Below are 14,197 nucleotides of genomic sequence, written 5' to 3'. Positions count from 1 at the left end.
GGGTAACTGTCGCAGGCCGTCGCATGACGGCCTGCGAGGAGCGACAAACCTGCCGGGTGGCGGCTAAACGGCATCCATCTCGTCAAATACCTGCTGTGCCAGATGCATCGTGGCGTTGGCGGCGGGCAGGCCGCAGTAGAGCGCGGAGTGCATAATCAGCTCTTTCAGCTCATCGCGGGTAACCCCGTTGTTAAACGCCGCCCGCAGGTGCATTTTCAGCTCAGCTTCGCGGTTCAGGGCGATCAGCATGGCGATAGTGATCATGCTGCGGGTATGGTGATCGAGCCCCGGCCGGGTCCAGGTCTCTCCCCAGGCGTAGCGGGTAATGAAATCCTGAAATGATTCGTTAAGCGGCGTCAGCTTTTCCAGCGTCTTATCGACATGAGCATCGCCGAGCACCTTGCGCCGTACCTCCATTCCCCGCTGATAACGCTGCTTATCGTCCATGCTTTCCTCCCTGAATAAAACCCAGCAGCGCCGAGCTGAACGCTTTCGGCGCTTCGATATTCGATAAATGCGATGCCGCCAGCACGACCACTTCGGAGACCGGGATCTGCTGATGCAGGAAGTCGGCATCCTTCACCATTGTGACAGGGTCACTTTCTCCGGCGACGATCAGCACCGGAATCGGGATCTGCACGACTTCTGCGCGCAGATCGGCGGCAGCCAGCGCTTCGCAGCAGGCCGCATAGCCTTCAGCATCAATATGGGTCAACTGGTGACAGAGCGCTTCCACCACTTCCGGCGTCTTCTGGCGAAAGGCGTGGCTAAACCAGCGATCTGCGGCGCCTGCGGCGACCACTTCCATCCCTTCCTGACGCACAGCGCGGGCGCGTGACAGCCAGCCCGCCTGATCGCCAATCCGCGCCGCGGTGTTGGCGACGACCAGGCCGTGAAAGCGTTCCGGCGCAAAGCGCCCCAGCCACAGGCCGGTCAGCCCGCCCATAGAAATCCCGCAGAACCAGGCTTTAGCGATATTAAGATGATCGAGCAGCGCAATCACATCTTCGCCGAGCTGCGCCAGCGTCACTTTACCGTTTTTACGGGTGGCGCCATGGCCGTGGGTATCGTAGCGCAGGACGCGAAAATGCTGCGTTAACGCCTCAAGCTGCGGCTGCCACATCGCCCGGGTGGTGCCCAGTGAGTTAGAGAGAACGATGACCGGCGCGTCTTGCGGCCCGTCTATCTGATAATCAACATTCATGACGTTGCTCCTTATAGCGCGCCACAACCTGGCGCACGAAGAGTGCTGAGCTGCCGGTCGCCGTGGTCGGATCCAGCAGTTGGGTTAAACGGCTGGCGGAGAGATGCTCGCTGACCAGCGGATCGGTTTCCAGCACGCTCAACAGCGAACGTGACGCATCCAGCGCCTGGCGACACAGCGCCTCAACCCGGTGATGAGCCTCGGCTTTGCCGACAAACTCCGCCAGTGCCAGGGTGACGGCTTCGGCCATAATCAGGCCATGGGTGATATCGAGGTCGGCGCGCATCTTAGACGGGAAGACCTGCATATCGCGCACCAGCGCTTCGCTCTGCGCCAGCGCGCCGCCGACGAGAGTTATCAGCTCCGGCAGCGTTTCCCATTCGGCCAGCCAGCCGCCCAGCGCCCGCTCGTGCTGCTGAATCTGCCCGGCATAGAGCGTTGCCACAAGTCCTGGCGTACGCTGAGCGGCGGTCAAAATAGCGGCGCAGGAGATGGGATTGCGTTTATGCGGCATGGTGGATGAGCCGCCGCGCCCTTCAGCGACCGGCTCCGCCACTTCCGCCACTTCGGTTTGCATCAGCAGCGAAAAATCATTGGCGAATTTACCCAGCGTGCCGCAGACGCCCGCGTACCACGCCCCCACCTCCAGCAGCCGGTCGCGCTGGCTATGCCAGGGCGTGTCCGGCAGCTGCAGGTCGAGGGTTTTCGCCAGCGCGACGGCGACCTGCGGCGCATGGGTTTTAAGGGAGTCCAGGGTGCCCGCCGCGCCGCCAAACTGCAGCGCCAGCACCCGTGAACGCATTTCCCGCAAGCGCGTCTGCCAGCGCAGCAGCGCATCCAGCGTCCCAGCGAGCTTAAGGCCAAAGGTCACCGGTAGCGCGTGCTGCATCCAGGTCCGGCCCGGCATCACCGTATCCTGATACCGCTGTGCCTGGCTGGCCAACGCATCGAGCAGTTGCTGCAGCAGGGACTCCGTTTCCGCCAGCGCGCCGCGCAGCTGCAGGATAAAGCCGGTGTCAATAGCATCCTGGCTGGTCGCCCCCCAGTGCACGTAGCGCCCCGCCGCTTCATCCCGTTGTTTAACCCGCGCGGTCAGCTGTTTGACCAGCGGGATCGCCAGATTTCCGGCGCTGGCGGCGGCCTGCCCCAGCGCGGCAAAGTCGATGTTTTCGTGCCGGCAACTCTCGATAATGGTATTAAGCGCCGCCTGCGGCACAAGGCCGCATTCGACCTGGGCGCGCGCCAGCGCGGCTTCAAAATCCAGCATCCCCTGCACCCGCTGCGCATCGCTGAACCAGGCGGTCAGCGGACTGGTGCGCATCATCGGGGTCAACAAACTCATTATGGCTCCTTAAACGCGTTCAATAATCAGCGCGATCCCCTGACCGACGCCGATACACATGGTGCACAGCGCATAGCGCCCGCCGGTACGGCGCAGCTGATACGCCGCGGTCATTGCCAGACGACCGCCGGAAGCCCCCAGCGGGTGCCCGAGGGCAATCGCGCCGCCGTTAGGGTTGACGTGCGCCGCATCGTCGGGCAGGCCCAGATCGCGGGTGACCGCCAGCGCCTGAGCGGCAAAAGCCTCATTCAGTTCAATGACGTCCATCTGCCCAAGCGTCAGGCCGGTTTGCGCCAGCACCTTACGTACCGCCGGCGCCGGGCCAAATCCCATAATACGCGGCGCCACTCCTGCCGTCGCCACGCCCACCACACGGGCCAGCGGGCGTAAATCATTGGCGGCCAGCGCCTGCTCGCTGGCGAGCAGCAGCGCGCAGGCGCCGTCGTTAACGCCGGAGGCGTTACCCGCCGTCACCGTACCGTCGGGACGAACCACGCCGCGAAGCCTGGCCAGCGCCTCCGCCGTGCTGCTGCGCGGGTGCTCATCGCGGCTAAAGAGCAGCGGTTCGCCCTTGCGCTGCGGCACCGAGACGGCGATCAGCTCGTCGGCAAAACGCCCCGCCTCCTGCGCCGCCGCCGTACGTAGCTGGCTACGCAGCGCAAACGCATCCTGATCTGCCCGCGAAACGGCGAAATCGTCCGCCACGTTTTCCGCCGTTTCCGGCATCGAATCCACGCCGTACAGCGCTTTCATCTGCGGGTTAATGAAGCGCCAGCCGATGGTGGTATCTTCCATCCGCATCGTGCGGCTATAGGCGCTTTCGGCCTTGCCCATCACAAACGGCGCCCGCGACATGCTTTCTACGCCGCCGGCAATCATCAGCTGAGTTTCGCCGCTTTTAATCGCACGCGCTGCGATGCCGATCGCATCAAGGCTCGAACCGCACAGGCGGTTAACGGTACTGCCCGGTACGCTTTCCGGCAGCCCGGCCAGCAGCAGCGCCATGCGCGCGACGTTGCGGTTATCTTCTCCCGCCTGGTTGGCGCAGCCGTAAATCACATCATCAATACGCGCCGGATCGAGACCCGGGTTGCGTTCCAGCAGCGCCTTCAGCGGCAGCGCCGCCAGATCGTCGGCGCGCAGGGTGGCCAGAGTACCGCCAAAGCGGCCGAACGGCGTCCGCACCGCATCACAGATAAATGCCTGATTCATCATAGGTTCCTTACGCGCTTTCCGCCAGTTGTGCAAAAGTCAGCGCCACCGGAGTGATACGCTGCAGTTCCTCAAAAGAGAGGCCGTTGAAGATTTCCCGCACCACCGGACCGCTTTCGCTGATATCGATAACCGCCAGGTCGGTGTAAATCCGGCTGACGCAGCCGACGCCGGTCAGCGGGTAGGTACAGTGCTCGACCAGCTTGCATTCACCGTCGCGGGTCAGGTGATCCATCATCACGAAGACCTGACGAGCGCCAATGGCCAGATCCATCGCCCCGCCGACGGCCGGAATCGCGTCGGGCGCGCCCGTGCTCCAGTTCGCCAGATCGCCGCTGGCGGAAACCTGATAGGCGCCGAGCACGCAGATATCGAGATGGCCGCCGCGCATCATGGCGAAGGAGTCGCCGTGGTGGAAATAGCAGCCGCCCTGCAGCAGAGTCACATACTCTTTTCCGGCGTTAATCAGCTCCGGGTCCTCTTCGCCAGGCCGCGGCTTTGGCCCCATTCCCAGCAGGCCGTTTTCGCTGTGCAGGAAGATTTCTTTATCGGCAGGAAGGTAGTTGGCGATACGGGTGGGTAAGCCGATCCCCAGGTTGACGTAAGCGCCTTCGGGAATATCGCGGGCTACGCGCTGGGCCATTTCATCGCGAGTCAGTTTTTGCATTACGGGTTCCTCAGGCGCTTTTAGCGGCAGTCAGGTTTTCCAGGGAGTAGACGCGCTGAACAAAAATTCCCGGGGTAATGATGCTTTCCGGGTCGAGCTCGCCGAGGGGCACCAGCTGCGAAACTTCCACAATGGTGGTTTTGGCGGCGGTCGCCATAATCGGACCGAAATTGCGCGCCGCTTTGCGATACACCAGGTTTCCCCAGCGGTCGCCCTGGTGGGCTTTGATCAACGCGAAGTCAGCCTTGATGGGATATTCGAGAACGTAATGACGACCATCAATCTCGCGGGTCTCTTTCCCCTCCGCCAGTGGCGTGCCGTAGCCGGTGGGGGTAAATACCGCGCCGAGGCCCGCACCTGCCGCCTGGATACGCGCGGCGAGGTTGCCCTGCGGGACCAGCTCCAGCTCAACTTTGCCGCGACGATAAAGATCGTCGAAAATCTGCGAGTCGACCTGACGCGGGAACGAGCAGATCATTTTGCGCACCCGACCGGCCTTCAGCAGCGCCGCCAGGCCGACTTCGCCGTTGCCCGCATTGTTGTTGATAATGGTTAAATCGCGGGCCCCCTGTTCTATCAGAGCATCTATCAGGTACGTCGGCTGCCCGGCGGGGCCAAAACCGCCAATCATTATGGTCGCTCCGTCGTGGATCCCAGCGATGGCATCACGTAGCGTCGACACGCTTTTATCAATCATCAGGTCGCTCCTGTATGTGCGGTAATCGCACCTTTATTCGTTGTTCGCACAAAATGTGACCCGCTTAACGATGTCGGTCAAGGGCGATAATCGAAATATGGTGCGATAATCGAACATCGTGTATGTTTAGCGAAAGAATGTGATCGGCGGCAAATATGGAGAAGAGAATGGAGAAACATCCAGACGATTTACTAACGGGCGATAGCGACCCGTTTAAGGGCGATCCGAACTTTATGGCTTCGCTGGCGCGCGGGCTGGAGGTGATCCAGGCGTTTACGCCGCAGCGCCCGCTGCTCTCTATTTCGCAAATCAGCCAGAAGACCGGCATTCCGCGCGCGGCGGTGCGTCGCTGCCTGTATACGCTGAGCAAACTGGGCTTTGTGTACGCCGAAGATGGTAAAAATTTCCAGCTGCGGCCTAAAATTCTGGCGCTGGGCCACGCCTGGCTGGCCTCCACGCCGCTGGCGCGCTCGGCGCAGCCGGTGCTGAAGCATTTAAGCGAAATGCTCAATGAGTCTTGCTCAATCGCCACTCTCGACGGCGACGATATTCTTTATATCGCTCGCGCATCCAGCTCGCGCATTATGACCATCGATCTCGATATCGGTAGCCGTCTGCCCGCCTGGGCGACCTCGATGGGGCGCGTACTACTGAGCTTTCAGCCGGAGGAGAAGCTGAACGATATGCTGGGCCGGGTCACCATGATTCGCTATACCCCGCAAACCGTCGATTCCGTCGCCAAGCTGCGCGCCGAGCTTAAACGCGTCCATCAGCAGGGGTACGCGCTTAACGATCAGGAGCTGGAGATGGGGCTGCGCTCGCTGGCGGTGCCGCTGTTTAACCCCCAGGGGCAGATTCAGGCGGCGCTTAACGTCGGCGTGCACGCCGGGCAGGTTTCCGCGCAAGAGATGCTTACGCGGGTGTTACCCGAGCTACAAAAAGCAGCCCGGGAACTGACGCTGCTGATGCGCTAGCGGCTATGTTTAGCGTGGCGCTCCCAGTTTTCCTGCTTAGCCTCCGTCGATTTACGCAACGCCACGTAGCAGGCGCCGCTGCCTCCGTGGTGCGGTAACGCCGCGCAGAACGCCTGGACTTCCGGGAGCTCCACCAGCCAGCGCGCCAGGTAGCTGCGAATAATATTGGCGTGGGCGTTATCGTCGCGCCCTTTGCCGTGAACGATCAGCACATTTCGCAGCCCTTCCTTCTGCGCCTGAACCACAAAGGCAAACAGCATTTGTCGGCATTTTTCGACCGGCTGGCGCAGCAGATTGAGGCTTGCCTGCTGGCCGTACTTGCCGCGGCGGAGCTTCTCCAGCACGCCGCTTTGCAGGCCTTCGCGCTTGAATTCCAGGGCGGTTGCCAGCGGCACGATATCGAGATAACCGGTGGTCAGGAAATTATCAAGCTGCAGGGTGTCAACCCGCTGCACGGGGCGGGTCTTACGCTCGGGATGCCAGTGAACATCGTTATGACGTTTCAGAGGCTGAACGTCCTCCATGGCGCCAAGAAATAGGGATTTGTCGTCAAGGTTCATGCGCGTTCCTCCAGCTACTACCGGGTTGTTACTATAGCCGCCTCGCGGCGCCTCCTCAACGCGTTTAACCACCCCTGCTCGATTATGGAAACAGTTGTCGACTCTGACGACGAAACAGCGTGATTAATGATGCGGTTAAGGGCGTCTGCCGCGTATCGCGGCGCTGAATCAGAAAATAGGTGGCTTTAGGTAACGCTTCACGGATGGGGATCATCACCAGCTTATCCGCCATCATCGGGTCGTTGCCAAGTTCGACCGGCAGAATACTGAGAAAATCGCTTTTCACCACCAGGCTAATGCACGAAGAGAAGGTCTCGCAAACAATATCCACCTTTGGCGCCAGCCCGGCCTGGTTAAACATCTCCTGCAGCTGTTTGAAGTAGCTACCGCGCGGCGTCGGCATCGTCCAGTGGCGATCGAGCAACGCCGTCAGTGAAGTGGCTTTTGCCGCCGGGTGACCGGCGCGGGCGAACACCGCGAAGGGTTTCTCAAATAGCTTTTCAAAACTGAATTCATGATCGTACGGGCCGGGATAGTAAGTATTGATGGTGAAATCCAGCTCACCCTGGCGCAGTTCATTAATCATCGCCAGCAGTTGTCCTTCCATAATCCGCACCTTCACCAGCGGATGCTGCTGATGAAAGCGGCAAATAACCGACGGCATCAGCGAACGCGCTACGCTGGCGCCAAGGCCAATATTAATCTGCCCGGCCTGCTCGCCCTGACGTTGCAGCAGTTCATCCTGCGCCACCCGCAGCTCTTCGAGGATCAGGCTCGCATGTTGATAAAAGCTTTCGCCATTTTCGGTCAGCGCCACCCCCTGGCTACGGCGCACAAACAGCTGCGCGGAGAGCCCCTCTTCCAGCTCTTTAATCGCTTTGGTCAACGCCGGCTGCGAAATCGCCAACGCCCGGCTGGCGCCGCGAATACTTCCTTCGCGCGCGACCTCAACGAAGGCGCGAATGTGGTGAAATTTAATCTGAAATGACATGTTGTGTGTGATAACCAGTGTTTATCAGACAGAAGAAAATGACATCTACTGTAATCGATCGTGCTGTGGCAGGTTAAGGATGAGAGTGCATGAAAGTGATAAGCGATAAGTAAAGGCTATCACTTCGTGAACGCCATCACAGTTTTTGCTTATAACGGGAAAGGTTATGCCGCAACTTTATGATTTCATCAACCAGCTGGCGCCAAAAATGGCCGAATGGCGTCGCGATTTTCACCTGCATGCGGAATCCGGCTGGTTGGAGTTCCGCACCGCCAGCAAGGTGGCGGAGATACTTGACGATCTGGGTTATCAGTTGGCGCTGGGTCGCGACGTTATCGATGCCGATAGCCGTATGGGCCTACCTGATGAAGAGACCCTGAGGCAGGCGTTCCAGCGCGCCCGCGCGCAGGGTGCACCGGAACGCTGGCTGCCGGCGTTTGAAGGCGGCTTCGCCGGGGTGGTGGCGACCCTCGACACTGGGAGGCCGGGGCCTACGCTGGCGTTTCGCGTCGACATGGATGCGCTCGATCTCAACGAGCTACATGACGATAGTCACCGTCCGCATCGCGATCGTTTTGCCTCCTGCAACGACGGTATGATGCATGCCTGCGGCCACGATGGCCATACCGCGATCGGACTGGGGCTGGCTCACGTGCTCAAGGAGTATGCCGCGCAGCTCAACGGGACGATCAAGCTGATTTTCCAGCCGGCGGAAGAAGGTACCCGCGGCGCGCGCGCTATGGTGGCGGCGGGCGTGCTTGATGATGTGGACTATTTCACCGCCATTCATATCGGTACCGGCGTCCCTTCCGGCACCGTCGTCTGCGGCGGCGATAACTTTATGGCCACCACCAAATTTGATGTGCTGTTCAGCGGCGTCGCCGCCCACGCGGGCGGTAAACCGGAAGATGGCCGTAACGCGTTACTGGCGGCGGCTCAGGCCGCCCTTGCCCTGCACGCCATCGCGCCCCACAGCGCCGGGGCGTCAAGGGTTAACGTCGGGGTCATGCAGGCCGGTACCGGGCGTAACGTGATTCCTTCTTCCGCGCGCTTAAAAGTCGAAACCCGTGGCGAAACCGATGTCATTAACCAGTACGTCTTTGAGCGGGCCAAGCAGGCGATCGCCGGCGCGGCGACAATGTATGAAGCCCGTTACCAGCTGCAGCTGATGGGTGCGGCCACCTCCAGCGCTCCGTCGCCGGCGTGGGTGGACTATCTGCGCCAGCAGACGGCCCAGGTCCCCGGCGTTAAACAGGCCGTCGATCGTATCGCTGCCCCGGCGGGTTCGGAGGATGCCACCCTGATGATGGCCCGGGTCCAGGAGCGCGGCGGTCTCGCCTCATACATGATTTTCGGCACCGAACTGAGCGCCGGCCACCACAATGAAAAATTCGATTTCGACGAAAACGTGATGACCCTGGCAGTCGCAACGTTGGCCCGCGTCGCCCTTTACTTTCCCTGGCAGCGAGGCGTGTGATGGAAAAAGTTTACCGATTTGTCGATGACGTTATTGAGGGACGACGCAACGATTTTTGCGCCATAGCCGATGATATCTGGGATCATCCGGAAACCCGCTTTCAGGAGTTCTGGTCCGCCGCGCGTTTAGCCGATGCGCTGGAAGCGGAAGGTTTTCAATTGACCCGCAATGCGGGTGGGATCCCCAACGCCTTTATCGCCAGCTTTGGCGCAGGCCAGCCGGTGATTGCCCTGCTCGGCGAATTTGACGCTCTGGCGGGGCTCAGCCAACAGGCCCGCTGCGCGGAACCCACATCTATTACGCCGGGAGAAAACGGCCACGGGTGCGGGCATAATCTGCTCGGTACGGCGGCGTTCGCCGCCGCGGTCGCCGCCAGGAACTGGCTACAGCAGCAAGGCAGCACCGGTACCCTACGCTTCTATGGCTGTCCCGGCGAGGAAGGCGGTTCCGGAAAGACCTTTATGGTCCGTGAGGGGTTGTTCGATGACGTTGATGCCGCCCTGACCTGGCACCCGGAAGCCTGGGCCGGCATGTTCAGCACCAGCACCCTTGCCAACATTCAGGCGGCGTGGCGGTTTACCGGCACCGCGGCGCATGCGGCAAACTCACCGCATCTTGGCCGCAGCGCGCTGGATGCCGTGACGCTGATGACCACCGGCAGCAACTTCCTTAACGAACACATTATCGAAAAGGCGCGGGTGCACTACGCCATCACCGATACCGGCGGCGTCTCCCCCAACGTTGTTCAGGCGCAGGCGGAGGTGCTGTATCTCATTCGCGCCCCGGAAATGGCCGACGCCCAGCAAATCTTCGCGCGGATCGAAAAAATTGCTCAGGGCGCCGCGCTGATGACCGAGACCAGCGTCAGTTGCCGCGTCGAAAAAGCCTGTTCCAGCTATCTCCCCAACCGCACGCTGGAAGCGGCGATGTATCAGGCGATATGCCATTACGGCACGCCCCCCTGGTGCGCGGAAGAGCGCGCATTCGCCGCTGAAATTCGCGCCACCTTGAGCGCGAACGATATCAATAACAGCCTGAAAAACATTGCCGACACCGGTGGCGAAGGGGGGAAAGCGTTCGCCCGCCGCCACCGCGAGACGATCCTGATTGACGAAGTTGCGCCCTGGGCGGCAACGGACAACATCCTCGCGGGGTCTACCGACGTCGGCGACGTGAGCTGGAAAGCGCCGGTGGCCCAGTGCTTCAGCCCCTGCTTTGCCGTCGGGACGCCGCTACACTCCTGGCAATTGGTGAGCCAGGGCAGATCCTCCATCGCCCACAAAGGGATGCTGCTGGCGGGGAAAGTGCTGGGCGCGACGGCCATTCGTCTGTTCAGCGACAGGGCGTTATTAACAGCCAGCCAGCAGGAGCTGGAACAAGTCTTAGCCGAAAGGCCCTACCGGTGCCCCATTCCGCAGGAGGTCAAGCCTTCGATTTTAAAATAATCAAAGCCCGTGGATGGCGTACGGCAACGCGTTAAGCGCAAAAAAACAACGGCTGACACGTCCTGGGGTAAAGAGACAACCAACACAACAACGACAACTGAGGAACGCCCATGAGTATGTCATCCATACCGTCGCCTTCCCCCACCGGTAAGCTTTATGGCTGGGTTGAAAAAATAGGTAACAAGGTCCCGCATCCGTTTTTACTGTTTATCTATCTGATTGTGGCGTTGATGGTCGCCACCGCCATCCTGTCGGCGCTGAATGTCGGGGTACAGAACCCCACCGACGGCGCGCGAGTCGTGGTGAAAAACCTGCTCAGCGTTGAGGGATTACACTGGTTTTTGCCGAACGTCATTAAGAACTTCAGCGGTTTCGCGCCGCTAGGGGCTATTCTGGCGCTGGTGCTGGGGGCCGGCTTTGCGGAACGCGTGGGCCTACTGCCTTCGCTGATGGTGAAAATGTCATCGCACGTTAGCGCCCGTTACGCCAGCTATATGGTGCTGTTTATCGCTTTCTTTAGCCATATCTCCTCCGATGCCGCGCTGGTGATTATGCCGCCGCTGGGCGCCCTGATGTTCCTCGCCGTCGGCCGCCATCCGGTTGCCGGGCTGCTGGCGGCCATCGCCGGCGTCGGCTGCGGCTTCACGGCCAATCTGCTCATCGTTACTACCGATGTCCTGCTCTCTGGCATCAGCACCGAAGCGGCAAAAACCCTTGACGCCTCGCTCCACGTCAGCGTTATTGATAACTGGTATTTTATGGCAACCTCAGTGATCGTTCTCACGCTGGTTGGCGGGTTGATTACCGATAAACTGGTGGAACCGCGGTTAGGTCAATGGCAAGGCAACAGCGATGAAACGCTGCAGGCGTTGACGCCGGAACAGCGCTTCGGCCTGCGCGTGGCTGGCGTGGCCGCGCTGTTATTTGTGGCGGTTATCGCGCTGATGGTCGTGCCGGAAAACGGTATTCTGCGCGATCCCATCAAGCATACCGTGATGCCTTCGCCGTTTATAAAAGGCATCGTCCCGCTCATTATCTTTTTCTTCTTCGTCGTTTCACTGGCTTACGGCATTGCCACTGGCAAAATTCGCCGTCAGGCCGATCTGCCGCAGTTGATGATTGAGCCGATGAAGGAGATGGCAGGCTTTATCGTGATGGTCTTCCCGCTGGCCCAGTTCGTCGCCATGTTTAACTGGAGCAACATGGGGAAATTTATGGCCGTCGGCTTGACGGATCTGCTGGAAAGCGCGGGAATGAACGGCGTACCGGCGTTTGTCGGCCTGGCGCTGCTATCCGCATTTTTGTGCATGTTTATCGCCAGCGGCTCGGCAATCTGGTCGATCCTGGCGCCGATTTTCGTGCCGATGTTTATGCTGCTGGGCTTTCACCCGGCATTTGCGCAGATTCTGTTCCGTATCGCCGATTCATCGGTGCTGCCGCTGGCGCCGGTATCGCCGTTTGTGCCGCTGTTTCTCGGCTTCTTACAGCGCTACCGGCCCGAGGCTAAACTGGGAACCTACTATTCACTGGTCTTGCCTTATCCGTTAATATTCCTGGCCGTCTGGCTACTGTTGCTGGTCGGCTGGTATCTGGTGGGGCTGCCTATCGGGCCGGGTATTTACCCACGATTGCCATAATGTCGCCACAGGCCAGGGAAGGCCACGAAACCGTTAACGCCATGTTGTTCGGTTACTGATCATTTTATACAACCCTTCAATCGCCAAAGAGACCAGATGAATCACTAAGCCACTGATAATCACGATTACAACGCCAGTCATCATATATTGCATATCACCACCTTTGTTGGTAAAAACCCGCACAGACACGCCGGGAGATCATTGACTTAAGAAAAGCCAGTCTGTTTATCTACGGCGTCAGTTGATTACCGGTGAATTCGCCGCCGGATAAAGGTAGCAAAATCGCCTTGCCAACGCGTCTGCGAGTTAATGTAAAAATAAACATCGCTTTCCTCACCTCATAATTAATAGTCCATGCTGACCCTGTTTGTTGACCTTTTCGGAGTATGGTTTGCCCACATCGCATCGTGGTATGGTGATGCTCTGCCAATATAACCTCGATGAAGGATTACCGATGCTGACGCTGTTGCAGGATAAAATTGACACCCCGCTGGGGCCGCTGTGGGTGATTTGTGATGAGCAGTTCAACCTGCGGGCCGTTGAGTGGGATCAGCACCGCGACCGCATGGAGCAACTGCTGGATATTCATTATCGGGTTAAAGGCTACAAACGCGTTGATTTCCGTAATCCGGGAGGCCTGAGCAGTAAGCTTAGCGATTACTTCGCCGGGGATCTCGCGATTATCAACACCTTACCGACCGCCACCGGCGGTACGCCGTTTCAGCGGCAAGTCTGGCAAGCGCTGCGTACCATCCCCTGCGGACAGGTCATGCACTACGGTCAGCTCGCGGAGGCACTGGGGCGACCGGGCGCCGCGCGCGCCGTGGGTGCCGCCAACGGTTCAAACCCGGTCAGTATTGTGGTGCCCTGCCATCGCGTGATCGGGCGTAACGGCACCATGACCGGTTACGCCGGCGGCGTGCAGCGTAAAGAGTGGCTATTGCGCCACGAAGGCTATCTGCTCCTTTGACCGTAAGTGCCTTTTTTGGAATCTTCCGGTAATTTTACAATCATCTCTCATCAAATAAACCTTTTGTATTCAATTGGATAAATCAGGTAGCTGATTTACCCTTTTAATATTACGTGTTTCAGGGGTTCGAGACTTACCTGCTCATCAAAAAGATGTTAAAATTGACCAATATCAATTAAAGCCTGAGCAGACTTATGATCCCGGAAAAGCGAATTATACGACGCATTCAGTCTGGCGGTTGTGCAATCCATTGCCAGGATTGCAGCATTAGCCAGCTTTGCATCCCTTTTACTCTGAACGAGCATGAGCTTGATCAGCTTGATAACATCATCGAGCGGAAAAAGCCTATCCAGAAAGGACAGACCTTGTTCAAAGCCGGTGATGAGCTGAAATCGCTGTATGCAATTCGTTCTGGCACCATTAAAAGCTACACCATCACCGAACAGGGCGATGAGCAAATCACCGGTTTTCATCTGGCGGGCGATCTGGTTGGCTTTGACGCCATCGGCACCGGCCACCACCCAAGCTTTGCCCAGGCGCTGGAAACCTCAATGGTTTGCGAAATCCCTTTTGAAACGCTGGACGATCTCTCCGGTAAGATGCCGAATCTGCGTCAGCAGATGATGCGTCTGATGAGCGGCGAGATTAAAGGCGATCAGGATATGATCCTGCTGCTATCCAAAAAGAACGCAGAGGAGCGCCTGGCGGCCTTTATTTACAACCTGTCCCGCCGTTTTGCACAGCGCGGCTTCTCTCCGCGTGAGTTCCGCCTCACCATGACCCGTGGCGATATCGGCAACTATCTGGGCCTGACGGTGGAAACTATCAGCCGCCTGCTGGGGCGTTTCCAGAAAAGCGGTATGCTGGCGGTTAAAGGTAAATATATCACCATTGAAAACAGCGACCTGCTGGCGCAGCTTGCTGGCCAGGCCCGCAACGTCGCCTGATAGCCCCTCTGTATCCGGCCGGATCGCGAATTTTTTTCTAATTTGTTGATCTGGCCAGGCTCCTCCCCTGTTTC

General features: G+C 59.1%; 14 protein-coding genes. 6 read left to right on the top strand and 8 right to left on the bottom strand.

What is annotated here, in order from left to right; genetic code table 11:
* Positions 1-63: 63 nt before the first annotated feature.
* The 6 genes from pcaC to K7H21_RS12750 are packed head-to-tail and all read right to left on the bottom strand — an operon-like array spanning position 64 to position 5,122.
* Positions 64-447, bottom strand: a complete 384-nt coding sequence (gene pcaC / locus K7H21_RS12775; protein ID WP_004119652.1) for a 4-carboxymuconolactone decarboxylase — start codon at positions 445-447, stop codon at positions 64-66.
* The gene (gene pcaD / locus K7H21_RS12770) at positions 437-1,204 is read right to left on the bottom strand and encodes a 3-oxoadipate enol-lactonase (protein ID WP_142468138.1); all 768 of its coding nucleotides are present in this window, start codon (positions 1,202-1,204) and stop codon (positions 437-439) included. Before pcaD ends, pcaC begins: the two co-directional genes overlap by 11 nt.
* Entirely contained in the window at positions 1,194-2,546 is a 1,353-nt protein-coding gene (locus K7H21_RS12765; RefSeq protein WP_223035834.1) for a 3-carboxy-cis,cis-muconate cycloisomerase, read from the bottom strand. Before K7H21_RS12765 ends, pcaD begins: the two co-directional genes overlap by 11 nt.
* Before the next feature lie 9 nt (positions 2,547-2,555).
* Positions 2,556-3,758 carry a 3-oxoadipyl-CoA thiolase gene (gene pcaF / locus K7H21_RS12760; RefSeq protein WP_004119649.1) on the bottom strand — a complete coding sequence of 401 codons (1,203 nt, stop codon included), beginning with the start codon at positions 3,756-3,758 and terminating at the stop codon, positions 2,556-2,558.
* A gap of 10 nt (positions 3,759-3,768) precedes the next feature.
* On the bottom strand, positions 3,769-4,425 hold the full coding sequence (locus K7H21_RS12755) for a 3-oxoacid CoA-transferase subunit B (RefSeq protein ID WP_004119648.1): 657 nt from the start codon (positions 4,423-4,425) through the stop codon (positions 3,769-3,771).
* Between the two features lie 10 nt (positions 4,426-4,435).
* Positions 4,436-5,122: a 3-oxoacid CoA-transferase subunit A gene (locus K7H21_RS12750; protein ID WP_087828187.1), complete on the bottom strand. Its 687-nt coding sequence runs from the start codon at positions 5,120-5,122 to the stop codon at positions 4,436-4,438.
* 167 nt (positions 5,123-5,289) lie between these two features.
* Here K7H21_RS12750 and K7H21_RS12745 point away from each other — a divergent pair, with 167 nt between their 5' ends.
* Entirely contained in the window at positions 5,290-6,096 is an 807-nt protein-coding gene (locus K7H21_RS12745; RefSeq protein ID WP_004119646.1) for an IclR family transcriptional regulator domain-containing protein, read from the top strand.
* Here K7H21_RS12745 and smrA read toward each other — a convergent pair.
* Positions 6,093-6,656: a DNA endonuclease SmrA gene (smrA, locus tag K7H21_RS12740; RefSeq protein ID WP_049112153.1), complete on the bottom strand. Its 564-nt coding sequence runs from the start codon at positions 6,654-6,656 to the stop codon at positions 6,093-6,095. The genes K7H21_RS12745 and smrA overlap by 4 nt on opposite strands.
* An 82-nt stretch (positions 6,657-6,738) precedes the next feature.
* Complete coding sequence (locus tag K7H21_RS12735; protein WP_004119644.1) at positions 6,739-7,647, bottom strand: LysR family transcriptional regulator; 909 nt, start codon at positions 7,645-7,647, stop codon at positions 6,739-6,741.
* 166 nt (positions 7,648-7,813) lie between these two features.
* Between K7H21_RS12735 and K7H21_RS12730 the strand changes: the two genes are divergently transcribed.
* The 5 genes from K7H21_RS12730 (at position 7,814) to fnr (ending at position 14,123) form a co-directional block, all read left to right on the top strand.
* The gene (locus tag K7H21_RS12730; RefSeq protein WP_087828188.1) at positions 7,814-9,124 is read left to right on the top strand and encodes a M20 family metallo-hydrolase; all 1,311 of its coding nucleotides are present in this window, start codon (positions 7,814-7,816) and stop codon (positions 9,122-9,124) included.
* The gene (locus K7H21_RS12725) at positions 9,124-10,569 is read left to right on the top strand and encodes a M20 family metallopeptidase (RefSeq protein ID WP_004119635.1); all 1,446 of its coding nucleotides are present in this window, start codon (positions 9,124-9,126) and stop codon (positions 10,567-10,569) included. Before K7H21_RS12730 ends, K7H21_RS12725 begins: the two co-directional genes overlap by 1 nt.
* A 110-nt stretch (positions 10,570-10,679) precedes the next feature.
* On the top strand, positions 10,680-12,206 hold the full coding sequence (gene abgT / locus K7H21_RS12720) for a p-aminobenzoyl-glutamate transporter (protein WP_004119634.1): 1,527 nt from the start codon (positions 10,680-10,682) through the stop codon (positions 12,204-12,206).
* Between the two features lie 454 nt (positions 12,207-12,660).
* The gene (ogt, locus tag K7H21_RS12715; RefSeq protein WP_004119629.1) at positions 12,661-13,176 is read left to right on the top strand and encodes a methylated-DNA--[protein]-cysteine S-methyltransferase; all 516 of its coding nucleotides are present in this window, start codon (positions 12,661-12,663) and stop codon (positions 13,174-13,176) included.
* Between the two features lie 194 nt (positions 13,177-13,370).
* Positions 13,371-14,123 (top strand): fumarate/nitrate reduction transcriptional regulator Fnr, encoded by a 753-nt coding sequence (gene fnr / locus K7H21_RS12710; RefSeq protein ID WP_004102577.1) that lies wholly within the window; start codon positions 13,371-13,373, stop codon positions 14,121-14,123.
* Positions 14,124-14,197 lie beyond the last annotated feature (74 nt).

It is taken from the genome of Klebsiella sp. CTHL.F3a, from assembly GCF_019890895.1.
In the GTDB taxonomy this organism is placed as follows: domain Bacteria; phylum Pseudomonadota; class Gammaproteobacteria; order Enterobacterales; family Enterobacteriaceae; genus Klebsiella; species Klebsiella grimontii.
Note: the sequence above shows the minus strand (reverse complement) of the source record. Positions and strands in the feature narration are given on the sequence as shown.